At 60.1% G+C, this 26,955-nt stretch carries 26 protein-coding genes; 15 read left to right on the top strand and 11 right to left on the bottom strand.

Annotated elements, in window-relative coordinates; genetic code table 11:
- Nucleotides 1-671: 671 nt before the first annotated feature.
- The 5 genes from ACTJK9_RS20895 to dksA all read right to left on the bottom strand — a co-directional run bounded on the left by ACTJK9_RS20895 (nt 672) and on the right by dksA (nt 6,745).
- Complete coding sequence (locus ACTJK9_RS20895; protein ID WP_440815926.1) at nt 672-2,108, bottom strand: sigma-54-dependent transcriptional regulator; 1,437 nt, start codon at nt 2,106-2,108, stop codon at nt 672-674.
- Between the two features lie 22 nt (nt 2,109-2,130).
- Complete coding sequence (locus tag ACTJK9_RS20890) at nt 2,131-5,085, bottom strand: sensor histidine kinase (RefSeq protein ID WP_166742304.1); 2,955 nt, start codon at nt 5,083-5,085, stop codon at nt 2,131-2,133.
- The gene (locus ACTJK9_RS20885; RefSeq protein WP_003176118.1) at nt 5,069-5,245 is read right to left on the bottom strand and encodes a hypothetical protein; all 177 of its coding nucleotides are present in this window, start codon (nt 5,243-5,245) and stop codon (nt 5,069-5,071) included. Before ACTJK9_RS20885 ends, ACTJK9_RS20890 begins: the two co-directional genes overlap by 17 nt.
- 77 nt (nt 5,246-5,322) lie before the next feature.
- Entirely contained in the window at nt 5,323-6,219 is an 897-nt protein-coding gene (gene gluQRS / locus ACTJK9_RS20880; protein WP_085612642.1) for a tRNA glutamyl-Q(34) synthetase GluQRS, read from the bottom strand.
- Nucleotides 6,220-6,301: 82 nt separating this feature from the next.
- Nucleotides 6,302-6,745, bottom strand: a complete 444-nt coding sequence (gene dksA / locus ACTJK9_RS20875) for an RNA polymerase-binding protein DksA (protein WP_039771633.1) — start codon at nt 6,743-6,745, stop codon at nt 6,302-6,304.
- 334 nt (nt 6,746-7,079) lie between these two features.
- Here dksA and ACTJK9_RS20870 point away from each other — a divergent pair, with 334 nt between their 5' ends.
- Nucleotides 7,080-8,252, top strand: a complete 1,173-nt coding sequence (locus tag ACTJK9_RS20870) for a pyridoxal phosphate-dependent aminotransferase (RefSeq protein ID WP_440815922.1) — start codon at nt 7,080-7,082, stop codon at nt 8,250-8,252.
- Nucleotides 8,252-8,965, top strand: a complete 714-nt coding sequence (gene sfsA, locus ACTJK9_RS20865; RefSeq protein WP_221398109.1) for a DNA/RNA nuclease SfsA — start codon at nt 8,252-8,254, stop codon at nt 8,963-8,965. The genes ACTJK9_RS20870 and sfsA overlap by 1 nt, the downstream gene beginning before the upstream one ends.
- Here the strand turns inward: sfsA and ACTJK9_RS20860 are convergent.
- On the bottom strand, nt 8,962-9,279 hold the full coding sequence (locus ACTJK9_RS20860; RefSeq protein ID WP_085648761.1) for a Rieske (2Fe-2S) protein: 318 nt from the start codon (nt 9,277-9,279) through the stop codon (nt 8,962-8,964). The genes sfsA and ACTJK9_RS20860 overlap by 4 nt on opposite strands.
- Before the next feature lie 162 nt (nt 9,280-9,441).
- Between ACTJK9_RS20860 and ACTJK9_RS20855 the strand changes: the two genes are divergently transcribed.
- From ACTJK9_RS20855 to ACTJK9_RS20840, 4 genes are read left to right on the top strand one after another with little or no spacing between them, the layout of a single operon-like run.
- The gene (locus tag ACTJK9_RS20855) at nt 9,442-10,314 is read left to right on the top strand and encodes a heme/hemin ABC transporter substrate-binding protein (RefSeq protein WP_440815918.1); all 873 of its coding nucleotides are present in this window, start codon (nt 9,442-9,444) and stop codon (nt 10,312-10,314) included.
- Nucleotides 10,315-10,364: 50 nt separating this feature from the next.
- Entirely contained in the window at nt 10,365-11,348 is a 984-nt protein-coding gene (locus tag ACTJK9_RS20850; RefSeq protein WP_440816045.1) for a FecCD family ABC transporter permease, read from the top strand.
- Entirely contained in the window at nt 11,348-12,115 is a 768-nt protein-coding gene (locus tag ACTJK9_RS20845; protein WP_440815916.1) for a heme ABC transporter ATP-binding protein, read from the top strand. The genes ACTJK9_RS20850 and ACTJK9_RS20845 overlap by 1 nt, the downstream gene beginning before the upstream one ends.
- 21 nt (nt 12,116-12,136) lie before the next feature.
- Nucleotides 12,137-12,988 (top strand): ChaN family lipoprotein, encoded by an 852-nt coding sequence (locus tag ACTJK9_RS20840; protein WP_440815914.1) that lies wholly within the window; start codon nt 12,137-12,139, stop codon nt 12,986-12,988.
- Nucleotides 12,989-13,213: 225 nt separating this feature from the next.
- Here ACTJK9_RS20840 and ACTJK9_RS20835 read toward each other — a convergent pair whose 3' ends face one another.
- The 4 genes from ACTJK9_RS20835 to ACTJK9_RS20820 all read right to left on the bottom strand — a co-directional run bounded on the left by ACTJK9_RS20835 (nt 13,214) and on the right by ACTJK9_RS20820 (nt 16,508).
- On the bottom strand, nt 13,214-14,005 hold the full coding sequence (locus tag ACTJK9_RS20835) for a Crp/Fnr family transcriptional regulator (protein WP_085612650.1): 792 nt from the start codon (nt 14,003-14,005) through the stop codon (nt 13,214-13,216).
- A 15-nt stretch (nt 14,006-14,020) separates the two neighbouring features.
- Nucleotides 14,021-14,293: a TfoX/Sxy family protein gene (locus ACTJK9_RS20830; RefSeq protein WP_003228231.1), complete on the bottom strand. Its 273-nt coding sequence runs from the start codon at nt 14,291-14,293 to the stop codon at nt 14,021-14,023.
- Between the two features lie 222 nt (nt 14,294-14,515).
- Nucleotides 14,516-14,860, bottom strand: coding sequence for a pentapeptide repeat-containing protein (locus tag ACTJK9_RS20825; protein WP_007959639.1), 345 nt, complete (start codon nt 14,858-14,860; stop codon nt 14,516-14,518).
- A gap of 91 nt (nt 14,861-14,951) precedes the next feature.
- The gene (locus ACTJK9_RS20820) at nt 14,952-16,508 is read right to left on the bottom strand and encodes an AAA family ATPase (protein WP_085612651.1); all 1,557 of its coding nucleotides are present in this window, start codon (nt 16,506-16,508) and stop codon (nt 14,952-14,954) included.
- A gap of 118 nt (nt 16,509-16,626) precedes the next feature.
- Here ACTJK9_RS20820 and mrcB point away from each other — a divergent pair, with 118 nt between their 5' ends.
- Genes mrcB through ACTJK9_RS20805 form a run of 3 tightly spaced genes read left to right on the top strand, consistent with a single transcriptional unit; the run spans nt 16,627 to nt 20,049 of the window.
- Nucleotides 16,627-18,951 carry a penicillin-binding protein 1B gene (mrcB, locus tag ACTJK9_RS20815; protein ID WP_085612652.1) on the top strand — a complete coding sequence of 775 codons (2,325 nt, stop codon included), beginning with the start codon at nt 16,627-16,629 and terminating at the stop codon, nt 18,949-18,951.
- 16 nt (nt 18,952-18,967) lie between these two features.
- Nucleotides 18,968-19,714, top strand: coding sequence for a hypothetical protein (locus tag ACTJK9_RS20810; RefSeq protein ID WP_064599445.1), 747 nt, complete (start codon nt 18,968-18,970; stop codon nt 19,712-19,714).
- On the top strand, nt 19,714-20,049 hold the full coding sequence (locus ACTJK9_RS20805; RefSeq protein ID WP_064599443.1) for a YqcC family protein: 336 nt from the start codon (nt 19,714-19,716) through the stop codon (nt 20,047-20,049). Before ACTJK9_RS20810 ends, ACTJK9_RS20805 begins: the two co-directional genes overlap by 1 nt.
- Before the next feature lie 18 nt (nt 20,050-20,067).
- Here the strand turns inward: ACTJK9_RS20805 and ACTJK9_RS20800 are convergent, their stop codons facing one another.
- Nucleotides 20,068-20,484 carry a DUF4124 domain-containing protein gene (locus ACTJK9_RS20800; protein WP_440815909.1) on the bottom strand — a complete coding sequence of 139 codons (417 nt, stop codon included), beginning with the start codon at nt 20,482-20,484 and terminating at the stop codon, nt 20,068-20,070.
- A 400-nt stretch (nt 20,485-20,884) separates the two neighbouring features.
- On the opposite strand from ACTJK9_RS20800, the gene ACTJK9_RS20795 reads away from it, so the two are divergent.
- From ACTJK9_RS20795 to msrQ, 6 genes are all read left to right on the top strand, one after another.
- A complete protein-coding gene (locus tag ACTJK9_RS20795) occupies nt 20,885-22,609 on the top strand; it encodes an acetolactate synthase 3 large subunit (protein ID WP_221398106.1) in 1,725 nt (574 codons plus the stop codon).
- Nucleotides 22,610-22,611: 2 nt separating this feature from the next.
- Nucleotides 22,612-23,103 carry an acetolactate synthase small subunit gene (gene ilvN, locus ACTJK9_RS20790; RefSeq protein WP_003205610.1) on the top strand — a complete coding sequence of 164 codons (492 nt, stop codon included), beginning with the start codon at nt 22,612-22,614 and terminating at the stop codon, nt 23,101-23,103.
- Nucleotides 23,104-23,151: 48 nt separating this feature from the next.
- Nucleotides 23,152-24,168, top strand: coding sequence for a ketol-acid reductoisomerase (gene ilvC / locus ACTJK9_RS20785; RefSeq protein WP_007959661.1), 1,017 nt, complete (start codon nt 23,152-23,154; stop codon nt 24,166-24,168).
- A 147-nt stretch (nt 24,169-24,315) separates the two neighbouring features.
- On the top strand, nt 24,316-25,173 hold the full coding sequence (gene pssA / locus ACTJK9_RS20780; protein ID WP_440815904.1) for a CDP-diacylglycerol--serine O-phosphatidyltransferase: 858 nt from the start codon (nt 24,316-24,318) through the stop codon (nt 25,171-25,173).
- Between the two features lie 62 nt (nt 25,174-25,235).
- On the top strand, nt 25,236-26,249 hold the full coding sequence (gene msrP / locus ACTJK9_RS20775; protein ID WP_440815901.1) for a protein-methionine-sulfoxide reductase catalytic subunit MsrP: 1,014 nt from the start codon (nt 25,236-25,238) through the stop codon (nt 26,247-26,249).
- Nucleotides 26,249-26,872 (top strand): protein-methionine-sulfoxide reductase heme-binding subunit MsrQ, encoded by a 624-nt coding sequence (msrQ, locus tag ACTJK9_RS20770; protein WP_064599436.1) that lies wholly within the window; start codon nt 26,249-26,251, stop codon nt 26,870-26,872. Before msrP ends, msrQ begins: the two co-directional genes overlap by 1 nt.
- Nucleotides 26,873-26,955 lie beyond the last annotated feature (83 nt).

Raw genomic sequence — 26,955 nt, 5'->3', positions numbered from 1 at the left:
TCTAGCATTTAGTCGAGGGATGGTGTAGGACGCTGCCGTTTTGCGCTGCAAGCCGCGGGCTAGAGGGGTGTGGGAGTGTGGTGGAGGAGAGATTTACCGTAAGGGAGAAACTACAAGGGGAGCCGAAGCTCCCCAAGAAGTAGTTGCGTGCTCTTTTTATTATTGATTCGGGCTTCTTGTTTTTGTTGAGTGCCCTCGCCATGAAGCTTTTCCTTCATGACCCTCCCAATCGGGAGCCAAGAGCAAACGGATTGCTTTGGTCGCTGTGTTGCAGTGATCTTGCGATCCAACCAGTACAGGCTCTGTCTTAAGACAGTTTTTGTTGTTCTCGGCCTGGTCGTGGGGCTAGCCCCAAATACAACGCCTCTCCAAAAGAATCAGTTAGCTGCGCCTCTCGCCGTCTTGTTTTTATTGTGCGTGAGTCGATTCGTCTTATTTTTATTGTCTTGTGCATTGCTTGTTATTGTTCTTGTACCAAACATATAGCAGGTGCCGTGCCAACTTTTGCGAACCCCAATAAAACAAGGGGTTAGGTCGATATAACCGTTTTCGCAGGGCGAAAAAAAGCCGGGGTTTCGTTACCGATAACCCCGGCTTCTGTTACGTGAAAAGACTGAGGTAACAGTTTTTTCACTTCTTTAGCGGTTACCCGCACATTCGACAGGTAACGTTCAGCTCTCGCTGGCGACCCCGGTCTTGCGCCGCGGAATGCCCAGACGCTGACGGCGTTCCCACAGGCATTTGCGACTGACGCCCAGTTTGCGCGCCAGTTCGGTCTCGGTCATGTGGTCCTGATGCTCGAGCACGAAATGCTGGAAGTAGTCTTCCAGTGACAGGTCTTCGGTCGGTTCGTGGCTGCTGTTGCTGGCGTTACCGGACTGTTGAGCCGGCAGGCCGATGAATTCGTCGTCCTCCAGATCGCCCAGTTCGATGTCGATGCCCAGCAGGTCGGCAGAAATTTCCGGGCTTTCGCTCAGAATCACCGCGCGCTCGACGGCGTTTTCCAGCTCCCGCACGTTACCCGGCCAGGAATAGTGCCGGATCGCCTGTTCGGCATCGGCGGCAAATTTCAGGTCGGTGCGGTTGATACGCGCGCTCTGACGAGCGAGGAATGCATTGGCGATTTCGTTGACGTCGGCGCCGCGCTCGCGCAGGGCCGGCAGTTTCAACGCGATCACGTGGAGGCGGTAGTACAAGTCTTCACGGAACTGGCCGATTTTCGCCAGGCTCTTGAGGTCACGGTGGGTCGCCGCGATCAAGCGGACATCGACTTTTTGTGACTGGACCGAGCCCACCCGGCGAATTTCGCCTTCCTGCAACACGCGCAGCAGGCGAGCCTGGGCTTCCAGTGGCAACTCGCCGATTTCGTCGAGGAACAGCGTGCCGCCGTCTGCCGCTTCCACCAGACCGGCGCGACCGGCGCTGGCACCGGTGAACGCACCTTTCTCGTGACCGAACAGTTCGGACTCGATCAGGCTTTCCGGAATGGCGGCGCAGTTCACCGAGATCATCGGCGCCTTGGCGCGCTTCGACAGGTTGTGCAGGGCGCGGGCCACCAGCTCTTTACCGGTGCCGGACTCACCCTGGATCAGTACGTTGGAATCGGTCGGCGCGACTTTACGGATCTTGCCGTAAAGATCCTGCATCGGCGGACACGAGCCGATGATACCGATTTCGCCGTTGCTGTTGTCGATGGCGGATTTGCCGCTGCCATTGGCCGGTTTGGCAGCAGCTGCCTCGCCGGCGGCAGGCGCCGATTGGCGATCACGCAGGATCCGCGCGACAGCCTGAAGCATTTCATCGTGGTCGAAAGGCTTGGCGATGTAGTCCACTGCGCCCATCTTCATCGAGTCGACCGCCGAGCGCAGGCTGGCGTAGCTGGTCATGATCAGCACCGGCGTGCCTTGGCCGAGCTTGATCAGCTCGGTGCCGGGAGCGCCCGGTAGTCGCAGGTCGCTGACGATCAGATCGAATGTGGGAATACTGAAGCGTTCTTGTGCTTCCTGCACTGAACCGGCTTCGCTGACCTGGTACTGGTTGCGTTCCAGCAGGCGGCGCAAGGCGGAGCGGATAATGGTTTCGTCTTCGACGATCAAAATGTGCGGCATTGATTCGATACTCTCGACGGTCTCAGTTCACAGCGGACGTCGCTTCGACATGGCGCGGCAATGTCACCCGGATACGGGTGCCGCGCTGGCTCTGAACATCAGCCGGGCTGTCGATGGTGATTTGTCCATAATGCTCTTCAACGATGGAATAGACCAGTGCAAGGCCCAGACCGGTGCCTTCGCCAGGATCCTTGGTGGTGAAGAAGGGTTCGAACAATCGGTCCATGATGCTCGACGGAATACCGCTGCCTTCGTCTTCGACGATCAGATCGACCGTGTGTTCGCCGGCTTCGCTCTTGACCCGCACCGCGCTGCCGGCAGGCGAGGCGTCGCGGGCGTTGGAGAGCAGATTGATCAGCACCTGGGCGAGCCGCTGCGGATCGCCTTCGACCCAGTGATCGGGATCGCACAGGTTGTAGAACTGGACTTCGAAATTGCGTCGGTTCAGGGCCAGCAGGCCGATGGCGTCCTGGGCGACTTCCGCCAGACAAACGGGCTCGTCACTGTGCTGATGGCTGCCGGCGTGTGCGAAGCTCATCAAGGACTGGACGATGCGTGACACGCGTTTGGTCTGTTCGAGGATCTGGCCGCTGATTTCCGTCAGCTCACCGTCCTCTTCGCGCTCTTCGCGCAGGTTTTGCGCCAGGCACGCGATGCCGGTGATCGGGTTGCCGATTTCGTGGGCCACACCCGCCGCGAGTCGGCCGATGCTGGCCAGGCGCTCGGAGTGCACCAGTTTGTCTTCGAGCATTTGGGTTTCGGTCAGATCTTCCACCAGCAACACCAGGCCGCTGTTGCCCGGTGCCAGCGGCTCGTCGATCGCCGCTTTGTGCAGGTTCAGCCAACGGGTCTGGCCGTCGAGGGCCAGATGTTGTTTGTGCAAATGCTCATCCGGCAGATGGATGAAGCCTTGCAGCAGGTCTTTCCACGGATTGGCGATGGTACTCAGGCGCGAGCCGACCACCCGTTGCGCAGCAATTCCGGTCAGCTCTTCCATGGCCTTGTTCCACATCAGGATCTCCTGATCCTTGGCCAGCGAGCACACGCCCATCGGCAGTTCCTGCAGGGTCTGGCGGTGGTAGCGGCGCAGGGCATCGAGTTCGGCAGCCAGACCGGTGAGGCGCGAGTGATAATCCTCGAGGCGGCTTTCGATGAAGTGGATGTCTTCGGTGACGTAGTTTTCACCGCCAGCCTTGTACGGCAGAAAGGTTTCCACCATGTCCTGGGCGACGCTCGGGCCCATCAGGCCGGAGAGGTTGGCTTCGATCCGGTCACGCAGGCGGCGCAAGGCATAAGGGCGGCGTTCGTCGAATGGCAGATAAAGGTCGCGCAGGGCCTGTTCGACTTCTTTCTGCGCAGCCTTGGCGCCCAGCGGCTTGGCCAGTTGCGTGGCGAATTCTTGCGGCGAGGCGGCGTGCAATTCGCGGCGTTGCGGGCGACGTACGTTGTCCACCGCGCAGGCTTCGGCGGCGCTGGCCTCTTCAGGGCTGGCATTGGTGAACAGCGAAATCAGCGTGAACATCAGGACGTTGGCCGCCAGCGAGGCGATGGCCGCCATGTGCCAACTGGTGTCGTCCAATACGTAAATCATGTTCAGCAGCGGAATGTAGAAACCTTGCAGGTTGCCGACCAGCGGCAAGAGCATGGTCACGACCCACACGACAATCCCCGCCAGCAGACCGGCGATGAAGCCACGGCGATTGGCGGTCGGCCAGTACAGCACCGAGAGCACACCCGGCAGGAATTGCAGGGTCGCAACGAAGGCAACGATGCCGAGGTTGGCCAGATCCTGCTCGGCGCCCAGCATCAGGTAGAAGCAGAAACCGGCCATGATGATCGCGACGATCAGCGCCCGGCGGGTCCATTTCAGCCAGCGATAGATGTTGCCCTCGGCCGGCGGCTGGTAGAGCGGCAGCACCAGATGGTTCAGGGCCATGCCCGACAGGGCCAGCGTGGTGACGATGATCAGGCCGCTGGCTGCCGACAGACCGCCGACATAGGCCAGCAACGCCAGCGACTTGCTGTTGGCGGCGATGCCGATGCCGAGGGTGAAGTATTCCGGATTGGTCGTGGCGCCGAGTTTCAGGCCGGCCCAGAGAATCAGCGGCACGGCCAGGCTCATTAACAGCAGGAACAGCGGCAGGCCCCAGCTTGCGCTGACCAGTGAGCGCGGGTTGAGGTTTTCAGTGAAGGTCATGTGATACATGTGCGGCATCACGATCGCCGAGGCGAAAAACACCAGCAGCAACGTGCGCCACGGGCCTTCCTGCAACGGCGTGTGCAGGGCGGCGAGGGCGGTCTGATTCTGCAACAGCCACAGTTCAAGCTGTTGCGGGCCGTCGAATACGCCGTATAGCGCGTAGAGGCCGACGCCGCCAAGGGCCACCAGTTTGATCACCGATTCGAAGGCAATCGCGAATACCAGCCCTTCGTGCTTTTCACGGGTGGCGATGTGACGGGAGCCGAAGAAGATCGTGAACAGAATGATCAGCGCACAGAATGCCAGGGCGACGCGATTCTGCACCGGTTCGCCGGTGAGGATGCCAATCGAGTCGGCCACCGCCTGAATCTGCAACGCCAGCAACGGCAAGACGCCGATCAGCATGAAAATCGTGGTCAGCGCACCGGCCCAGGTGCTGCGAAAGCGGAAGGCGAACAGGTCCGCCAGCGACGACAGTTGATAAGTGCGGGTGATCTTGAGGATCGGGTACAGCAGCACCGGCGCCAGCAGGAACGCGCCGGACACCCCGAGATAACTGGACAGAAAGCCATAGCCGTACTGATAGGCCAGACCCACCGTGCCATAGAACGCCCACGCGCTGGCGTAAACCCCCAGCGACAGGGTGTAGGTCAGCGGATGGCGAATGATCGCCCGCGGGATCATGCCCCGTTCACTGATCCAGGCCACGCCGAACAGCGCGGCCAGGTAGGCGGCGCTGATCAGCAGCATCTGGGTCAGGCTAAAGCTCATCGGCATCTTTTTGGCTCTGCAGGATGAAGGTCACGACAATCAGGATCAGCCAGAGCAGATAAGGGCGATACCAGGCGCCCGTCGCGTCGATCCACCAATCCATGATGGCGGGGGAGAACAGGTAGATCCCGACGACCAGAAGCAGGACCAAGCGATAGATGTACATCCCGGCCTCTCTTTTTTATGCGCGTGCCCGAAAACGTGCGGCGATGGTAACGGATGGGCGCGCCACTGCAAGTGTCGTCACAGCAGTTGCGCTTCGGGCAGGGTCAGTGTGCGCGGGATCTTCGTCGCGTCCCAGTGGGCACTACCCCATTTCAGCAGCTCTTGCGGCGAGGCGTGGGCCAGTTCGGGCCCCGGGTTTTGCCCCAATGCACGCAGGGCCCGCAGCAGCAATGGCGTGGCCTGATCGGCTTCCAGCGGTGGCGAGCGATAGGACTTGCCGAGCTTGTTGCCGTCCGGCTGGGTGATCAGTGGCAGGTGCAGGTAGCGCGGTTGGCGCAGGCCCAGCAGTTCTTGCAGATAGAGCTGGCGCGGCGTGGAGTCGAGCAGATCGGCGCCGCGCACGATGTCGGTGATGCCCTGCCAGGCGTCGTCCAGCACCACCGCCAGTTGGTAGGCGTAGAGGCCGTCGCGGCGGCGGATCACGAAGTCACCCACGTCGCGGCCCAGATGCTGGCGGTATTCGCCCTGCACCCGGTCGATGAAGTGGTATTCCAACTCCGGCACGCGCAGGCGAATCGCCGCGTCTTCCTGGCCATGGCCGGCATTGCGGCACAGTCCCGGATAAATGCCGTGGTATGGCTCCAATTGTTTGCGCGAGCAGGTGCAGGCGTAGGCGAGGCCGTGATTGAACAGGCTGTCGAGCACTTGCGCGTAGGCCTCGTGCCGATCGCTCTGGCGAACCATCTCGCCGTCCCATTCGAAGCCATAGCTTTCCAGCGCCTTGAGAATCGCCGCTTGCGCGCCTGGCTCTTCACGGGGCGGATCGAGGTCTTCCATGCGCACCAGCCAGCGACCGCCCACCGAGCGTGCGTCCAGATAAGAGGCCAGGGCGGCAACCAGCGAACCGAAGTGCAGGTGCCCGCTGGGGGTCGGGGCGAAGCGGCCAATATAGGCGGGGGAGGTGTTGGCAGTCATGAGGGCGATGTTACTTGAGAGTCAAAAACAGCAGAAACAAAAACGGAGCGTTCGCACGCTCCGTTTTTCGTTCAGGCCGGGATTATTTGCCGACCTGCTTTTCCTTGATTTCCGCCAGGTTCTTGCAGTCGACGCACATGTCGGCAGTCGGACGGGCCTCGAGGCGCTTGACGCCGATCTCGATGCCGCAAGAGTCGCACCAGCCGTACTCTTCGTCTTCGATCAGTTGCAGGGTCTTGTCGATCTTCTTGATCAGTTTGCGCTCGCGGTCGCGGGCGCGCAGCTCGAGGGCGAACTCTTCTTCCTGGCTGGCACGGTCGGCCGGATCAGGAAAGTTGGCCGCTTCGTCTTTCATGTGATCAACAGTGCGGTCGACTTCCTGCATCAAGTCGAGTTTCCACTTGGTCAGGATCTTGGTGAAGTGCGCACGCATAGGCGCGCCCATGTACTCTTCGCCCTCTTTAGGGACGTAAGGTTCGAAACCGCTGAGTGTCTGACTTGCCTGTTGCTTTGCTTGGGTGGGCATGAAATGGACCGCCTCTACTCTTGTAATCCATTGCGCAGGATTGCTCCATCACCGACACCTGCCGGCCCTGCGGCTGCAAGCGGGCGAACTTACCAGATCAATTCGACCCGCGCTACTCCCGGATGTCGAGCGCGTGGCCGATGGGGCTTGCAAATGTTTGCCAAGCCATGTCCGGCGGTGCTGCAAACCTGCTCAATCACTGATTTTAGTCAATCCTGGAGCGTACGCGCGGGGCGTTACAGTCCAGTGTTCTTGAGGCTGTGACCGCTGCGGGTTCTCGCTCGTTCCGGCAGATGGGTAGAATCGTTTCTTTTCCCTCGTTGAAGGAAGGCCAATGGCTCAGCCCTACAGTGCGCGCAGTCGTGCGATCGAACCGTTCCATGTCATGGCGTTGCTGGCGCGGGCCAATGAATTGCAGGCCGCCGGCCACGACGTGATCCACCTGGAAATCGGCGAACCGGACTTCACCACCGCCGAGCCGATCATTCGCGCCGGCCAGCAAGCCCTGACGGCGGGGAAAACCCGCTACACCGCGGCCCGTGGCATTCCCGAACTGCGCGAGGCGATTTCCGGTTTCTATCAAACGCGCTACGGCCTGAACCTCGATCCTCGACGGATTCTCATCACCCCCGGCGGTTCCGGGGCGTTGCTGCTGGCCAGTGCGTTGCTGGTGGATCCGGGCAAGCACTGGCTGCTGGCCGACCCCGGCTATCCTTGCAACCGGCACTTTTTGCGTTTGGTCGAGGGCGCGGCGCAGCTTGTACCGGTGGGCCCGGACGTGCGTTATCAGCTGACGCCGGACCTGGTGGCACGCCACTGGGACCACGACAGCGTCGGTGCGCTGGTTGCCTCGCCGGCCAACCCGACCGGTACGATTCTGACCCGCGATGAGCTGGCCGGATTATCCACAGCCATCAAGGCGCGTCACGGGCATCTGGTGGTGGACGAGATCTACCATGGCCTGACTTATGGCACCGACGCCGCCAGTGTGCTGGAAGTGGACGACAGCGCCTTTGTCCTCAACAGTTTCTCCAAATATTTCGGCATGACCGGGTGGCGCCTCGGCTGGCTGGTGGCGCCGGATGCCGCCGTCAGTGAGCTGGAAAAGCTCGCGCAGAACCTCTACATCAGCGCGCCAAGCATGGCCCAACACGCAGCGCTGGCCTGTTTTGAACCGGACACCATCGCGATTCTCGAAGAGCGCCGCGCCGAATTCGGCCGTCGCCGTGACTTTCTGCTGCCAGCATTGCGGGAGCTGGGCTTCAACATTGCCGTGGAGCCGGAAGGCGCGTTCTATTTGTATGCCGATATCAGCCAGTTCGGCGGCGATGCCTTCGCGTTCTGCCGGCATTTCCTCGAAACCGAACACGTAGCATTCACGCCGGGGCTGGATTTCGGCCGCTATCAGGCCGGTCATCACGTGCGCTTTGCCTACACGCAAAACCTCCCACGCCTACAGGAAGCGGTAGAACGTATCGCCCGTGGCTTGAAGAGCTGGCAAGGCTGATGCGCTTTCATCCTCCGCTCGAAGAAGGCCGATTGATCCGCCGTTACAAGCGTTTTCTCGCCGATATCGAAACCGTTGGCGGCGAATTGCTGACCATTCACTGCCCGAACACCGGTTCAATGCTCAATTGCCAGGTCGAGGGCGGGCAGGTCTGGTTCAGCCGCTCCACAGATCCGAAACGCAAACTGCCCGGCACCTGGGAAGTCGGCGAAACCCCGCAGGGACGGCTGTTTTGTGTCAACACCGGGCGCGCCAACGCTCTGGTCGAAGAAGCCTTGCAGGCCGGCGTCATCAGTGAGCTGAACGGTTTCACCGGGCTCAAGCGCGAAGTGGCGTACGGGCAGGAAAAGAGCCGGATCGATTTTCGCCTCGACTACCCGACGGGCTCGGCCTACATCGAAGTGAAGAGCGTCACTCTCGGTTTCGACGGTACGGCGATTGCGGCATTTCCCGATGCAGTGACCCAGCGCGGCGCCAAGCATTTGCGTGAGCTGGCGCATCTGGCCCGGGACGGGATTCGCGCGGTGCAGTTGTACTGCGTCAATCTCACGGGTGTCGAAGCGGTGCGCCCGGCCGAGGAAATCGACTCGGCCTACGCCGCTGCGCTACGTGAGGCGGTGGCGTGCGGGGTCGAGGTCCTGGCGTACGGCGTGCGGTTGAGCCATGAAGAGATGGTGATCGACAGGCGCCTGGACGTGCTGCTCAACGGTTAAACGTCGATCCACAGCCCTTGCGCGTCTTCATGACAAGGGATGGCCGTCAGCGATTGTCCGGCGCAGGGGCCGGCGACGCATTCTCCGTCTTCGATCAGAAACAGTGCGCCGTGGGTGGCGCATTGGATCAGGCTGTTGCTGGGGTCGAGAAACTGGTCGGGATGCCATTCCAGACCGACGCCCCGATGCGGACAGCGATTGAGATAGACATACGCCTGCCCCGCGCGGCGCACAGCCAACAGTTTTTTCCCGTCGATATCGAAACCGCGACTGCCGCTCTCAACCAGATCGGCGCCCGCGCAAAGAAACTTCATGGCTATCCTCAAGTGTCGGCTCGTGTCCGGATATGTCCGAGCTTGACGTTCAAATGCAAACAATTATCAAATGGCCGCCTTCGCCCGTGGCGAGGTGATCGCTGCCGAGGATACTTGGCCTGCCGTTCCGGTGCCCGGAAAAACCTTTCAAGGAAGCTGTCTATGCGCCTGAGTACCCGCGTTGCCGTGCTGTGTGTCGGACTTTTGGTCAGCCACCAGGCTGCAGCGGCCGAGTTGCCGCAACGTTGGGTCAGCGCCGGCGGTGCGTTGTCGGAGTGGGTCAGTGCGCTGGGCGGCGAGGCCAAACTGGTGGGCGTCGACACCACCAGCCAGCATCCGCAATCCCTCAAGTCCCTGCCGAGCATCGGCTACCAGCGCAGCCTGTCGGCCGAAGGCATCCTCAGCCTGCGCCCGGACATTCTGATCGGCACCGAAGAAATGGGCCCGCCGCCAGTGATCTCCCAGGTTCGCAGCGCCAAGGTGCGGGTGGAATTGTTCTCGGCTCAGCCGGATCTGCCGACGCTGGAGAAAAACGTTACTCATCTGGGGCAGTTGCTGGGGGCCGAAAGCCAGGCCGTGCAATTGCTGCACAGTTATCAACAGCAACTCGATGCTCAGAAGGCACGTGTGGTTGCGGTGCAATCAAAGCACAAAGCACCGGGCGTGCTGTTGCTGCTCGGCCATGCCGGCGGCAAACCACTGATCGCCGGCAAGGACACCGCCGCCGATTGGCTGCTGCAGCAGGCGGGCGGGCATAACCTCGCGACCCACACCGGTTACAAGCCGTTTTCCGTGGAATCCCTGGCCAGTCTTGATCCTGAAGTGCTGGTGTTCGCTGACCGTGCGCTGACCGGCGAGGCGGCAAAAGCGGCGTTGTTCAAGGAAAACCCGATCCTCAATTCCAGCCGTGCCGCCAAGACCGGCCGTGTGCTGGAGCTGGATCCGACGCTGCTGGTGGGCGGACTCGGGCCGCGTTTGCCGGCTGCGCTGAAGACTCTGTCTGACGATTTCTATCCGGCCTCGAGCGGCCAATGACCACCCTGGTCAAACCCCGTGGCTTGTTCATCGGCCTGATCCTGCTGTGTCTGCTGGCGATCTGGCTGTCTCTGGCATTGGGGCCGGTCAGTCTGCCGTTGTTCGATACCTTGCGCGCTGCCCTGCGCATGATCGGTGTGCCGCTGGCGCCGGACGGGCTGGAGCAGGCTGAACTGATTCTCGGGCAGATTCGTCTGCCGCGTACGATGCTCGGGCTGGCAGTCGGCGGCGTGCTTGCCCTGTCCGGTGTGGCGATGCAGGGGCTGTTTCGCAATCCGCTGGCCGATCCGGGGTTGGTGGGGGTCTCCAGTGGCGCGGCGCTGGGCGCGGCGGTGGCGATCGTCGGCGGCTCGTTTTTTGGCGGACTGCCAGAGTTGTTCGGGCCTTATCTGCTGTCGGTTTGCGCGTTTCTCGGTGGCCTTGGCGTAACTGCGCTGGTCTATCGACTCGGCCGCCGCAACGGGCAGACCAATGTGGCGACCATGTTGCTGGCGGGGATTGCCCTGACCGCGCTGGCCAGTTCGGCGGTGGGGCTGTTTACCTATCTGGCCGACGACGCCACATTGCGCACGTTGACGTTCTGGAACCTGGGCAGCCTTAACGGCGCGAGCTATGCGCGGTTGTGGCCGCTGCTGATCATCACTGCCGGTGTTGCACTTTGGCTTCCGCGTCGGGCGACGGCACTCAATGCATTGTTGCTCGGAGAGCCGGAAGCCGGGCATCTGGGGATCGATGTCGAGCGGCTCAAGCGCGAGCTGGTGTTCTGCACGGCGCTGGGTGTCGGTGCGGCGGTGGCGGCGGCAGGGATGATCGGTTTCGTCGGGCTGGTGGTGCCGCATCTGGTGCGCTTGCTCGCCGGGCCGGATCACCGGGTGTTGTTGCCGGCATCGGTGCTGGCCGGCGCCAGTCTGTTGCTGCTGGCGGATCTGGTTGCGCGGCTGGCGCTGGCGCCGGCGGAGCTGCCGATCGGTATCGTCACCGCATTCATCGGCGCACCGTTCTTCCTTTATCTGTTGCTGCGAGGGCGTGCCTGATGCTGCGTGCGCACAATCTGCACATCCGCCGTGGCCGCAAGACCGTTCTGGCCGACGTCAGCCTGCAACTCGAACCGGGCGAAGTGCTTGGCGTGCTGGGGCCCAATGGCGCCGGCAAAAGCACTTTGCTCGGCGCGTTGTGCGGTGAGCTGAGCGCACACGAAGGGGAGGTGCTGCTGGACGGTGAGGCATTGAGCCATTGGGGCGGCACTCAGCGCGCTCAGCGGCTGGCGGTGTTGCCGCAGGTATCGACCCTGGATTTTGCCTTTCGCGTTGAAGAAGTGGTCGGCATGGGGCGTCTGCCTTATCAGAGCGGGCGGGTGCGCGACGACGAAATTGTCGTTGACGCTTTGCGGGCGGCGGATGCCGGGCATCTGAGCGGTCGCAGTTATCTGGCGCTGTCCGGCGGCGAGCGTCAACGGGTGCATCTGGCGCGGGTGCTGGCGCAACTCTGGCCGGGGCAGGCGGGGCAGACTCTGCTGCTTGATGAGCCGACCTCGATGCTTGATCCATTGCATCAACACACGACGCTGCAAGCAGTGCGCGAATTTGCCGATCGCGGCGCGGCGGTGCTGGTGATCCTGCATGATCTGAATCTGGCGGCGCGCTATTGTGATCGCATCCTGCTGCTGGAAGGCGGGCGCCCGGTTGCGCTGGGCACGCCGCAGCAGGTATTGCGTCCGGAATCGTTGAAGGCGGTGTTCGGTCTGGAAGTGCTGGTGCAACAGCACCCGGAGCGCGGGCATCCGCTGATCATCGCCCGCTGATTTCGTCATCGAGGTGAGTGTATGCGCGGGATTTTGCTGTTGGCGGTGTTGTGGCTTGCAGGTTGCCAGCATGTTGCGGCGCCCCCGGTCGTGGGCGAGATCCGTGATTTGCGCAGCGGCGAGCATCTGACGGCGCAGCAATTACTGGCTCGGTTGAGCAGTCCATCGCAGGTGATTGTTGGTGAGCAGCATGACAACGCTGATCACCATGCCCTTCAATTGTGGCTGTTACAGAACCTGGAAAAGGCGCGGCCCCAGGGCAGTCTCCTGTTGGAAATGCTGACACCCGATCAACAGTCGCGGGTTGATGACGTACGACATGCGTCAGCGCCACCGGCTGATCTTCCTGCTGCATTGGCCTGGCAGGACGGTTGGGACTGGAATCTCTACGGCCCGATTGTGCGGTTCGCCCTGACGCAATCCTGGCCGTTGCTGGCGGCGAACCTCGATAACATCGAAATCCGCGCGTTCTATCGCGATCCTCCGGTTCTGAGCGGTGAGCGCAGCAATGCCAAATCTGTGAAAGAGACGCTGTTGGAGCAGATCGGCGATTCTCACTGCGGCTTGCTGCCGTCATCACAAATGCCGGCGATGCTGGCCGTTCAGCAACAGCGGGATCGGCGCATGGCCTCGCGTTTGCTGGCAGCGCCTGCGCCTGCCTTGTTACTGGCGGGTGCGTATCACGCGCGCAAAGATGTCGGGGTGCCGCTGCATGTGCTGGATCTGGGCGCGCCGCAAGCGCCGACGGTGTTGATGCTGGCGGAGCAGGGCAGTGGGGTTACGGCGGCGATGGCTGATTATGTCTGGCTCACCCCAGCCACGCCGAAACCGGATTATTGCGCGCAGATGCGTAAGCAGTTCGGCAAGGAATGACTTTTCCACAGGCAAAAAAAGACCCGGTAAAAACCGGGTCAAATAACCGTGATTAGCCTGATGAGGAGATAATCTGAGAGTCCGAACCAAGGGCTTTTCAGAATATCGACTGATCTCGCGATCAGTTGTGATAATCATAGCGATTCTCATTAGCGAGTCAACTGCTGTTTTTTCATTTCTGTCGTTTTGTCCCGGCAATGGCGTAAACGCCCCGTGAACAGGGCTTCAGTTCTGGCTGTTAAATCCCGTGAGCTGCTTGTTGAGCTGGTCGATACGCCGCGCCATGCTTTCGATCAGGCTGTGGGCGATTTTCGGATTGGTGCGGGTCATGCTCAGAAACTGATCGCCGGGAATCAGCATCACCGTGCTCGCTTCCCGGGTAATGACCGTTGCGTTGCGCGGTTCGCCAGTGAATACAGCCATTGCGCCGAAGATCTCATCCTTGGGCACATCGCCTACCTTGTGCCCATTAACAAAGGCTTCGGCGTGTCCTTCGATAATCACGAATACATGGTCAGCGACATCGCCCTGGCGTATCAGAACGTCTCCGGCCTCGACACGCTTGAACCCATTGGTGCTGCGAAACTCACGTGGCTTGAACTCGGCAACGGCGTGGGCCAGCAGCGCCATTTGCCCCAGCAGGTAGCGCAGAAACTGCTCCGAGCGAGATGAATCGCTATACACATGCTGAAACAAATCACTTCGTCGATAGGGCAGCAACGTCAGCGGGTTATCCGTGCCCAAGGCGCAATCAGCCCATTCCGGCCCCTGCTGCAGGCCGATGAGGTCCCCCTCATGCCAATAGAACAGACCGCGACCGCTCACTCTGCCGGTGATGACACCTTGCATGAGCAAGAACAATTGGTCGTCCGGCAAGCGTGTCAGCAAATCATCCGTGGCTTCCAGTTCCAGCGCCGGCCCGCACGGCGCCAGGCCTTCGAGCCATTGCGCAGGCAAGCTCTGCAAGTGGTTGATCAATGCATCGGCCTTGGCCGATTGTTCCCCGAGCAGGTACATGGCGGTCAGTGCCCGTCAGTTCTTGTGGCGAGAGGAAATGGCTTCCAACTGCTTGTTCAGCGCATCCTTGCGTTCGGCGGGTATGTCGTTCCAGTGCACATCCATCAGTGCTCCTTCGATCGCGTACAACAACACCTTCGACGCCCGGAACCCGCGGGTACGCACGGCGCGATAGGCATCCACCGCGCCCAGGCGACGCAAGTCGGAGGCGCTATGGATGCCCACGGCATGCAGCCATTGCGCCGACGTCTTGCCAAGATTCTTCAGGTGTTGCAGTTCATCATTCATCAAGCCTCCTTGCGACGGCCGAATGGTGCGTGGGCGAGCTTCTCAGGAGTGTAGCCATCAGTAGGAAAAGCGTGGTTGTTTGGTCGGGTTCGACGCAAACGCTTCTAAGAAACGTCAGTTTTTCGCTGATGAATCAGCACGGAGCAGGGCGAGGGGGAATTACCAACAGCACGCAGTCCAGCGCAAAGCGGGGGCGCTGGACGAGTTTGGGTGTCCTGAGACTCAGCGAGTGCGATAACGCAGGCGCGTACCGAAATTCATCGACATCAGGATTTCGTCGGCACTCAGCTCCGGCGGGAAGTAGGCACCGGAAATCTGCGCGTGGGCCAGGCTCGCGCCCTCCAGCGAAGCGTTGCGAAAGTCGATGCCGCGCAGGTCGGCGGAACGGAAGTAGGCGTCCCTGAAGTCCACGCCATCGGCGTTCAGTTCGCGTAGGTCGAGACCACGAAAATCACCGCCGACCATGTCGATCGGGCCGTCTTTCGGCCGTTCATTGTTGAAACCTGTGATGTCGTCTTTGTGCAGCAAGGCATAAAGCGGGGTGTCGAGAAGTTTCGGCTGGCTCATGTCAAATCACCTGTTGGTTTTATGACGCCAGTATAGTGCCACTATTTGACGGCCGTGAAGCGAGCGAGGGCTTCACGGCCGAAATAGTTTCTTACAGGCCGGGCAGACGCTGGCGGATTTGCGCCACGACGGTATCCAGGGTGCCGGATTCATTGGTCTGCACGCGTTTGCTGCGCAGGATTTCTTCCGGCGTCAGGGCTTCGCGGTTGGCCTGTTGTGCTTCGATCACGGCGAGGGTCGCGTCGGACGGATCCTTTTTATCTGCCTGACGAATCGCCAGCCAGCTCTCGATCACTGCCTGCGGAGCATTGCAGTCGAGGATCAGGAATGGCGCGCCGGTGGCTTCGGCAACCTTGGCGGCGTTGTCGCGTTGTTCGCGCTTGAGGTAAGTGGCGTCGATCACCACCGGGAAACCGGCGTGCAGGATCACTTCGGCGATTTCATGCAGGCGAGCATAAGTCGCGGTGCTGGCATCGGCGCTGTAGATCCCGGCCTGAACATCATTGGCAACGGTTTGCTCGCCGAACAGGCGTTTGCGCTCGACATCGGAGCGCAGGCGGATCGCGCCCAGCGCTTCCACCAGACGCATGGCCACGTGGCTTTTACCGACCGCGGAAACGCCATGGGTGATCGCCATGAAGCGCGAAGGAATGGTGCTGTAGCTTTCCGCCAGGTTGGCGTAGTTGCGGTACTGGCGCAGGGTGGTAGCACGCTGCACCGGAGTGGCATCGGCCGGCATGCTGAACAGTGCAACCTTCGCACGCACCAGGGCGCGGTAAGCCTTGTAGAAGTTCAGCACTTCCAGGCCTTGATAGTCGCCGGTCAGTTCCAGGTATTGGCTGATGAAACGACGGGCGAGGGATTTCAGGCCACGGTCTTCCAGGTCCATTGCCAGGAAACCGGTGTCGGCCCAGACGTCGGTGAAGCGGAACGGTTCGTTGAATTCGATGCAGTCGAAGATCACGACTTTGCCGTCGATCAACGTGGCGTTGCCCAGGTGAATGTCACCGTGGCACTCGCGAGTGAAGCCGTCGGCCTTGCGCTGGGCGAACAGCGGCTTGAGGCGATCGAAGCTGCTTTCCGCCCACGCTTGCAGGGCGTCGAGTTGCAGCAGGTCGTTCTTGTCGCTGAGGAAAGGCAGGATCTGTTCGAAGTTCTGACGCACCGGCGCCATCACGCTTTCAGGCGTGCCGGCATCGTGTTCGGCCGGGACTTTCGGCGCGTTGAGGTGGAAGCGGGCGATCTGCTCGGCCATCGCGTCGATGTGCGCGGTGGTCAGCTCGCCGTTGGCTTGCAGGGTGCTGAGCAGGCCGGTCTGCGGGAACTGGCGCATTTTCAGCACGTATTCGATGGCCGGGCCTTCGCCACCCAGTTGCGGGGCTTCGGCGCTGCCGGTCACTGGAATCACTTCCAGATACAAATCTTCGGTCAGGCGCTGGTTCAGGCGCAGCTCTTCACCGCAGAAGTGCTCGCGGGAGTCGAGGCTGGTGAAGTCGAGGAATCCGAAATTCACCGGTTTCTTCACTTTATAAGCGTAGGGACCGGTGAGCAGCACCCACGAGATATGGGTTTCGATGACCTGGAACCCTTCGACGGGATGCGGGTAGAGGGCCGGGTTTTGCAGGGCAGCGATCAGGGACTGGCTCACGGACGATCCTTCAGAGACTGGGGGAAATTCAAGGCGCTCATTATGGCCGCTCGCCAGCCCGACGCAAACCTCGGAGCGCTCCTGTTGAGTATGAATAAAGTGCGTATAATCCGCCGCCATGACTCGTACTCGATCCCCCCGTTCCCCTAAAAAACCAGCTTCCCGGGGCCTGCGCCCATGGTTGGGCTGGGCCCTTAAACTCAGTCTGGTCGGCCTTGTGGTGCTGGCCGGCTTCGCCGTTTACCTCGATGCCGTGGTGCAGGAGAAGTTCTCCGGCAAGCGCTGGACCATCCCGGCCAAGGTGTACGCGCGTCCGCTCGAGCTGTTCGTCGGACAAAAGCTGAGCAAGGACGATTTCCTCACCGAACTCGATGCCCTGGGCTATCGCCGCGAAGCCGTGAGCAACGGTCCCGGCGCGGCGGCGGTCAATGGCAACACGGTTGATCTGAATACCCGTGGCTTTCAATTCTATGAAGGCCTCGAGAAACCGCAGCCAGTGCGCGTGCGGTTCTCCGGCGATTACGTGGCCGAACTCTCGGCGATCAACGGTTCAAAGCTCTCCGTGGTACGCCTGGAGCCGCTGATGATCGGCGGTATCTACCCGAAAAATCTTGAAGACCGGATTCTGATCAAGCTCGATCAGGTGCCGCCGTATCTGCTGGAAACCCTGGTCGCCGTGGAAGACCGGGATTTCTACAGCCACTGGGGCGTATCGCCGAAATCGATTGCCCGCGCAGTCTGGGTCAACACCTCGGGCGGCAAGATGACTCAGGGCGGCAGTACACTGACCCAGCAACTGGTCAAGAACTTCTACCTCACCAACGAACGCAGCCTGACCCGCAAGCTCACCGAAGCGATGATGGCGATGCTGCTCGAGCTGCATTACGACAAAAAGGAAATCCTCGAGGCGTACCTCAACGAAGTCTTTGTCGGTCAGGACGGTCAGCGAGCGGTGCACGGTTTCGGTCTGGCCAGCCAGTTTTTCTTTGCGCAGCCTTTGTCTGAGCTGAAGCTGCACCAGGTCGCGTTGTTGGTCGGCATGGTCAAAGGGCCGTCCTATTACAACCCGCGTCGCAACCCGGAGCGGGCGCTGGAGCGACGCAATCTGGTGCTCGATGTGCTTGAGCAGCAGGGTGTCGCCTCCGCCGAGCAGGTGGCTGCCGCGAAGAAAATGCCGCTGGGCGTAACCACGCGCGGCAAGCTGGCCGACAGTTCGTTTCCGGGCTTCATCGATCTGGTCAAACGCCAGTTGCGTGAAGACTACCGCGACGAAGACTTGACCGAAGAAGGCCTGCGGATTTTCACCAGCTTCGATCCGATTCTGCAGATGAAAGCCGAAGCGTCGGTCAACGACACTTTCAAGCGCCTGTCCGGTCGCAAGGGCTCCGACGACGTGGAAGCGGCGATGGTCGTTACCAACCCGGAAACCGGCGAAGTCCAGGCCATGATCGGCAGCCGTCAGGCGAGTTTTGCCGGGTTCAACCGCGCGCTGGATGCGGTACGGCCGATCGGCTCGCTGATCAAGCCGGCGGTTTATCTGACGGCACTGGAAAAGCCGAGCCAGTACACGTTGACCAGTTGGTTGTCGGATGAGCCGCTTTCAATCAAGGGTGCGGATGGTCAGGTCTGGAAACCGCAGAACTATGACCGTCGCTCCCACGGTACGGTGTTCCTGTATCAGGGGCTGGCACATTCCTACAACCTGTCGACCTCGCGTCTCGGTCTGGCGGTTGGCGTTCCGAATGTCCTCAAGACGCTGGGGCGCCTGGGCGTGACCCGCGAGTTTCCGGCGTTCCCGTCGATGCTGCTCGGTGCGGGCGGCATGACCCCGATCGAAGTCGCGACCATGTACCAGACGCTTGCCAACGGTGGTTTCAATACGCCGATGCGCGGGATTCGCAGCGTGCTGACTGCCGACGGCGAACCGCTCAAGCGTTATCCGTTCCAGATCGAGCAGCGTTTCGACCCGGCCTCGATCTACCTGATCCAGAACGCCATGCAGCGGGTCATGCGTGAAGGCACCGGCAGTTCGGTTTATAACGTGTTGCCAAGAACCCTGACACTGGCGGGCAAGACCGGCACCAGTAACGATTCGCGCGACAGCTGGTTTGCCGGCTTCAGCCAGGATCTGCTGGCGGTAGTCTGGCTCGGCCGCGACGACAACGGCAAGACGCCGTTCACCGGGGCCACCGGTGCGTTGCAGGTCTGGACCAGTTTCATGCGCAAGGCCGATCCGCTGCCGCTGGACATGCCGCAGCCGGATAACGTGGTGCAGGCCTGGGTCGATTCGCGTACCGGCCAAGGCTCCGATGCCAACTGTCCGGGCGCCGTGCAGATGCCGTATATTCGCGGCAGCGAACCGCCACCCGGCGCCTCCTGTGCGGGCGAAAGCCCGGCATCGGGCGAGTCGGTGATGGATTGGGTCAAGGGCTGGATGAATTAAGCAAAGAGGGTTTCAAGTGAACAAGTGGTTGATTCCAGCGGTGACCGCCGTGGCTTTGCTCAGCGGCTGCTCCACCGTACAGCGTGGTTCGATCCCGGTCGTGGATTCCGGCACCGCCGTGTCCAACAGCGAGCGCATTTCGGCCAATGGCGGTTTCCGTCAAACGACGGTGAAACGTCCTGCACAGGCCCAGACCCAAGCGATCCCGCAAGGCGATACCGGTGTGGTAGTGATGGTGCCGGGCGGCGCAGCGGCTTCGGCGCCGATCAGCACTTCGCCGATCGTTCCGGGCCCGGCGTCCGGCGGCATCACGCCGGGGCCGTACAACCCGTCGGCGGTCGAGTCGGCGCCGATCAGCTCCGGCAGCTACAGCATGCCTTCGACGCCGAGCGGCATTCCTTCGGCCAGCAGCGGCGGTGGTCTGTCTGCCGATGAACAACTGGATGGCCCGGTTCTCGCTCTGTTGACCACTGCGCAACAGCAGCAGGCCGGTGGCGACCTCAACGGCGCGTCCTCCAGCCTGGAGCGTGCGCAGCGTGTAGCACCGCGCGAGCCGCAAGTGCTTTACCGTCTGGCGCAGGTGCGCATGGCCCAGGGCGATGCGCCGCAAGCCGAGCAGACCGCTCGTCGTGCACTGACCATGGCCAATGGTCGTCCGGACTTGCAGGCCAGTCTGTGGGAATTGATCGCTCAGGCACGTGAGAAACAAGGTGATTCCGCCGGCGCCACTCTGGCCCGTCAGAAGGCCAAGGTTTCGCTGTGATGGACAGTCGTTTCTCCAAAGTCGCCGATCAATTGCTGTTGATCGAGCGCGAACTGCGCGCCCAGGGCTGGTGGGATGACGTCCAGCCCTCGGTCGAAGCCCTGAGCAGCGTCGAGCCGTTTTCGGTCGACACGCTTGATTTCGAGCAGTGGCTGCAATGGATCTTCCTGCCGCGGATGAAGATGATCCTCGAACAGGATCTGCCATTGCCCAATGCCTCGGGCATTCAGGAAATGGCCGAAATGGTTTTTGCCCAACGCAACCTGCAGGGCAAGGATCGGCAGCTTCAGGTGTTGCTCAAAGAGTTCGACCTGCTGATCACCGCTTCACGCTGAACCGGGAGCTGCCAGTCGTCACTGGCAGTTTTCCGCTATCTGTTTCTTTGCCTCGTCAGTACGTTGCTGTCGCTGGTCGTCGCTCAGCCGCCGCAGTTCTCCCTCCACCTCCTCCCTCAAACGCGGATTGTTCTGCAGTTGCGCGAGATTCGTGCGCGCCTGTTCGCAAAATGCCTTGAGTTGATTCTGTTGTTCGGCCACTTGCTTCTTGACCTTGTCATCGATGGCTTTCTGATCGCCCAGCGCGCCGCCGCCAGGTAGTGCGGCAGGTTTTGGCGTGGGCGAGGAGGGCGTCTCCACGGCGGTGGATGACTGCCCCTGAGGTGGCTGCTGATCGAAATGGGTGACGCCCTGGGCATCGACCCATTTGTAGATCTGAGCGGCCATGCACGATGGGCTGGCGCTGATTAACAGAATTAGGAGAAGCGTTCGCATGCTGATTCCTTGGCAAAACTGCGCAATTGAAGCTAACAGAGTAGCGGTTTCCAGGTTTTTTCTTGCGTTCTCATGTGCTTACCCACAATTAAGCACATAGACGGCTTGACTTGCAGAGGGCGAAACAGAAGAATCCAAAGTCCGCTGTACAGGGACTGCCAGAAGCAGACCCTCTCGGCAGATCATGAGGCGCATATCCGCGTCGACCTGTTACACCCGCAACGCGTTACCTCGCGCTGGGTGGGAAAGGCCCGCAACACTTGGGACGATCCCAATACTTGCTCAGTCAGTGCTGACGTAGTCGGCGACCACCGTCGCTCATGCTCTGCCGAGAAGTAAACCTATTAAGACCCGTTCGCCTTTTTGTGGACGGTATTCTGGCGTTTTAGAGGTGAACAACGTGGAGCTTTTATCTGGCGGTGAGATGCTCGTCCGCTTTTTGCGTGACGAAGGCGTCAAATATATCTACGGGTACCCGGGTGGTGCTCTCCTTCATGTTTACGATGCCCTGTTCAAAGAACCGGAAGTAACCCACATCCTGGTTCGTCACGAACAAGCGGCTACCCATATGGCTGACGGCTACGCCCGTGCCACTGGTAAAGCCGGCGTGGTATTGGTGACTTCCGGTCCAGGCGCCACAAACGCCATCACCGGTATCGCCACCGCCTATATGGATTCGATTCCAATGGTGATCATTTCCGGTCAGGTGCCAAGCACCATGGTCGGTACCGACGCGTTCCAGGAAACCGACATGATCGGTATCTCCCGGCCGATCGTGAAGCACAGCTTCATGATCAAGCACGCCTCGGAAATCCCGGAAGTCATGAAGAAGGCCTTCTACCTGGCGCAATCCGGTCGTCCGGGCCCGGTCGTGGTCGATATCCCGAAAGACATGACCAACCCGGCCGAGAAGTTCGAATACATCTTCCCGAAGAAAGCCAAACTGCGTTCCTACAGCCCGGCCGTTCGCGGTCACTCCGGGCAAATCCGCAAGGCGGCAGAAATGCTCCTGGCGGCCAAGCGTCCCGTGCTGTACTCCGGCGGTGGCGTGATTCTCGGCAACGGCTCCGCGCCGCTGACCGAACTGGCGCAAATGCTCAACCTGCCGGTTACCAATACCTTGATGGGCCTGGGTGCCTACCCTGGCACTGACCGTCAGTTCATCGGCATGCTCGGCATGCACGGCAGCTACACCGCTAACCTGGCGATGCACCATGCCGACGTGATCCTGGCGGTCGGTGCGCGTTTCGACGATCGCGTGATCAACGGCGCGCCGAAGTTCTGCCCGAACGCCAAGATCATTCACATCGACATCGACCCGGCTTCGATTTCCAAGACCATCAAGGCCGACGTGCCAATCGTTGGTCCGGTGGAGAGCGTCCTGACTGAAATGGTCGCGATCCTCAAGGAAATCGGCGAAACCCCGAACAAGGAAGCGGTCGCCAGCTGGTGGAAGCAGGTTGACGAGTGGCGCGGTGATCGTGGCCTGTTCCCTTACGACAAGGGCGACGGCAGCAAGATCAAGCCACAGACCGTGATCGAAACCCTGTGCGAAGTGACCAAGGGCGATGCCTTTGTGACCTCCGACGTGGGCCAGCACCAGATGTTTGCTGCGCAGTACTACAAGTTCAACAAGCCGAACCGCTGGATCAACTCCGGTGGTCTGGGCACGATGGGCTTCGGTCTGCCGGCCGCGATGGGTATCGCTTTGAGCTTCCCAGATACCGATGTTGCGTGCGTCACCGGTGAAGGCAGCATCCAGATGAACATCCAGGAGCTGTCGACCTGCCTGCAATATGGTTTGCCGGTCAAGATCGTCATCTTGAACAACGGTGTTCTGGGCATGGTTCGTCAGTGGCAGGACATGAGTTACGGCAGCCGTCACTCGCACTCCTACATGGAATCCTTGCCTGACTTCGTCAAGCTGGCCGAGGCCTATGGCCACGTCGGCGTGCGCATCACCGAATCGAAAGATTTGAAGTCGAAGATGGAAGAGGCGTTCGCCATGAAAGATCGCCTGGTGGTGATCGACATTTCGGTCGACACCAGCGAGCACGTCTATCCGATGCAGATCAAAGACGGCTCGATGCGCGATATGTGGCTGAGCAAGACGGAGCGTACCTAATCATGCGGCACATTATTTCCTTGCTTCTGGAAAACGAACCCGGTGCTTTGTCTCGCGTAGTCGGCCTGTTCTCGCAGCGCAACTACAACATCGAAAGCCTGACCGTGGCGCCAACCGAAGACCCGACCCTGTCGCGTCTGACGCTGACCACCGTCGGTCACGATGAAATCATCGAGCAGATCACCAAAAACCTGAACAAGCTGATCGAAGTGGTCAAGCTGGTGGACCTGTCGGAAAGCGCTCACATCGAGCGCGAACTGATGCTGGTCAAGGTCAAGGCCACTGGCGCCCAGCGCGCCGAGATCAAACGCACCACCGATATTTACCGTGGACAGATCGTCGACGTCAGCGCCAGCGTGTATACCGTTCAATTGACCGGTACCAGCGACAAGCTCGACAGCTTCATTCAGTCCATCGGCACCGCATCGATTCTGGAGACCGTCCGCAGTGGCGTCACCGGTATTGCCCGCGGCGATAAAGTACTCAGCATCTAAACCAAATTAGCGAATGGCCTGAACGGCCTGGATATAAAGGGGAAATTCATGAAAGTTTTCTACGATAAAGACTGCGACCTGTCGATCATCCAGGGCAAGAAAGTTGCCATCATCGGTTACGGCTCCCAGGGCCACGCCCAGGCGTGCAACCTGAAAGATTCCGGTGTCGACGTTACCGTCGGTCTGCGTAAAGGTTCGGCTACCGTTGCCAAGGCTGAAGCCCACGGCCTGAAAGTGACCGACGTGGCTGCCGCTGTTGCCGGTGCCGACCTGGTCATGATCCTGACCCCGGACGAGTTCCAGTCCCAGCTGTACAAGAACGAAATCGAGCCGAACATCAAGAAAGGCGCCACCCTGGCCTTCTCCCACGGCTTCGCGATTCACTACAACCAGGTTGTTCCGCGTGCCGACCTCGACGTGATCATGATCGCGCCGAAAGCACCGGGCCACACCGTACGTTCCGAGTTCGTGAAAGGCGGCGGTATCCCTGACCTGATCGCGATCTATCAGGACGCCTCGGGCAACGCCAAGAACGTTGCATTGTCCTACGCCGCCGGCGTTGGTGGCGGTCGTACCGGCATCATCGAAACCACCTTCAAGGACGAGACCGAAACCGACCTGTTCGGCGAACAAGCCGTTCTGTGCGGTGGTACCGTTGAACTGGTAAAAGCCGGTTTCGAAACTCTGGTTGAAGCTGGCTATGCGCCGGAAATGGCCTACTTCGAGTGCCTGCACGAACTGAAGCTGATCGTTGACCTCATGTACGAAGGCGGCATCGCCAACATGAACTACTCGATCTCCAACAACGCTGAATACGGCGAGTACGTGACCGGTCCGGAAGTGATCAACGCCGAATCCCGTCAGGCCATGCGCAACGCCCTGAAACGTATTCAGGACGGCGAGTACGCCAAAATGTTCATCAGCGAAGGCGCAACCGGCTACCCTTCGATGACCGCCAAGCGTCGTAACAACGCCGCTCACGGTATCGAAATCATCGGCGAGCAGCTGCGCTCCATGATGCCGTGGATCGGTGCCAACAAGATCGTCGACAAAGCCAAAAACTAAGTCGTCGAACCTTGTATGAAAAAACGCGGCCTCGGCCGCGTTTTTTCGTATGGGCCGGCGGTTCTGGTATAAAGCTGCATCGTTTGTGGCCGAACCGTCGTCCCAGACACCTGTCGAAAATGTCTAATCCGTTGCAAGGTACTGTCCATGAGCGAACGTCCCGAAGAGCCGAACCAGGCTTCAGACGCCGAAAGCCTGCTGCCCATCGATGAGCACATCGAAGAAGGGCATGACGCAGAAGGCCGTAAAGTCCGGCATCGTGGTATCTATCTTCTGCCGAATCTGTTCACCACTGCGAATCTGTTCGCGGGGTTTTATTCCATCATCAACTCGATGAGTGCCCAGGCTGCCTTGAGTGCCGGGGACGCGGCGAATGCGAGCAAGTATTTCGCCTTTGCCGCCATCGCGATTTTCGTCGCCATGGTGCTCGACGGCCTTGATGGTCGCGTGGCACGCATGACCAATACCCAAAGTGCGTTCGGTGCCGAGTACGACTCGTTGTCGGACATGGTTGCCTTCGGTGTCGCGCCGGCGCTTCTGGCTTTCGGCTGGGCACTGGGTGACATGGGCAAGGTCGGCTGGATGGTTGCCTTCATCTATGTGGCGGGTGCGGCGTTGCGTCTGGCGCGTTTCAACACTCAGGCGGGGACCGCCGACAAGCGCTACTTCATCGGTCTTGCCAGCCCGGCTGCTGCCGGCGTTGTTGCGGGCATTGTCTGGGCGTTCAGCGATTACGGGATCCAGGGTTCGAAGATGTCGTTCCTGGTCGCGCTGATGGTAGCGGCCGCCGGCATGCTGATGGTCAGCAATATCAAATACAACAGCTTCAAGGAGCTGGATCTGAAGGGGCGCGTGCCTTTCGTGGCGATTCTGGCGGTGGTGCTGGTGTTTGCCGTGGTGTTCAGCGATCCGCCTCGCATTCTGCTGCTGGTGTTCCTCGCCTATGCCGCGTCGGGCCCGGTGCAGTATCTGTTGCATCTTCGTCGTCACAAACACGCCGAGTGATGTAATTTCCCTCATACTCCGCAGTCTATGGTGCATCTGTCCTCCAAAGCTGCGGAGTTGCCATGCTGATCAAAGTCCCCAAAGCGTCCGACTGCCATGAGTCGGACGTCACGCCTGAATCCATTTATCTCTCTCGCCGACAATTGCTTGGAGCAACCGCGGCCGGGTTGGCCATGAGCAGTCTGCCGCGCTGGGCCAGTGCCGAAGAGGCTGCCCGCTATGCCGATGTCGAAGCCGGAAAGGCGCCCGCCTGGTTTGCCGAGAAACTGCCCTCTGTCAAATGGGGGGCGGTGAGCGTCAAGGATGAGGCGATCACACCTTTCAAAGACGCGACCCATTACAACAACTTCTATGAATTCGGTACCGACAAGGGCGACCCGGCGGCCAATGCCGGTTCGTTGAAAACCGAACCGTGGAGTGTGGTGGTGGACGGGGAGGTGGGCAAGCCGGGGCGTTATGCTCTGGAAGACTTTATGAAGCCTTACCAGTTGGAAGAGCGCATCTATCGCCTTCGTTGTGTTGAGGCGTGGTCGATGGTGATTCCCTGGATTGGTTTCCCCATCTCGGCGCTGTTGAAGCAGGTAGAACCGACTTCCAATGCCAAATACATTCGCTTCGAAACCTTGCAGGATCCGAAGAGCATGCCCGGACAGCGTTCGGGATTTGCCCTGATCGACTGGCCCTATGTTGAAGGTTTGCGCTTAGATGAGGCGATGAATCCCTTGGCGATTCTTGCGGTAGGTATGTATGGCCGCGAATTGCCCAATCAGAACGGTGCGCCTTTGCGTCTGGTGGTGCCCTGGAAGTACGGATTCAAGAGCGTCAAATCCATCGTGCGGATCAGTCTGGTCAGCGAGCAGCCAAAGACGACCTGGCAGAGCATTGCGGCGGATGAGTACGGGTTTTATGCGAATGTGAACCCTACGGTCGACCATCCACGTTGGACCCAGGCGCGGGAGAGGCGGTTGCCCAACAGCCTGTTCAAGCCGAATGTGCGTGATACGCAGATGTTCAACGGCTATGCGGACGAGGTCGCTTCTTTATATACAGGGCTCGATCTGCGGAAGAACTACTGATGCGATATCCGATCTGGCGCGTAGGTGTTTTCCTGGCTGCGGCAATATGGCCGCTGTTCTGGTTCTATCAGGCCTTTGCGGATCTGCTTGGGCCTGATCCCGGGAAAGTCCTGGTTGATCGACTGGGCCTCGGGACATTGGTGTTGCTGTTGATCACCTTGAGTATGACGCCGTTGCAGAAGCTTACGGGGTGGGCCGGGTGGATTGCTGTGCGCAGGCAGTTGGGGCTTTGGTGTTTTGCCTATGTGGTTCTGCATCTTTGCAGCTATATGGCGTTCATTCTCGGTTTTGACTGGTCGCAACTGGGCGTCGAACTGCGCAAGCGTCCTTACATTATTGTGGGTGCTTTGGGTTTTCTGGGATTGTTGGCATTGGCGGTTACCTCCAACCGATACAGCCAGCGCCGTTTAGGTACCCGCTGGAAGAAGCTGCACCGGTTGGTGTATGTGATTCTCGGGTTGGGATTGCTGCATATGTTATGGATCGTACGTGCCGATCTCAAAGAGTGGGCGATCTATGCCTTTATAGGTGTTTTCCTTCTAGCGCTGCGCATTCCTCCCTTGACCCGTCGGATCCCGCGTTTGATGGGTAAGAAGCAGGTTTTTCAAGAAAAGCGAAATTAAGGGTTGACGGCGAATTCCAGAGGTCTATAATTCGCCCCACTTCCGGCGCAGTCGAAACGGAAAACTCCTTGAGATTCAATGAG

The sequence above is a fragment of the Pseudomonas sp. 22082 genome (genome assembly GCF_052046055.1).
Lineage (GTDB): Bacteria > Pseudomonadota > Gammaproteobacteria > Pseudomonadales > Pseudomonadaceae > Aquipseudomonas > Aquipseudomonas pharyngis.
Note: the sequence above shows the minus strand (reverse complement) of the source record. Positions and strands in the feature narration are given on the sequence as shown.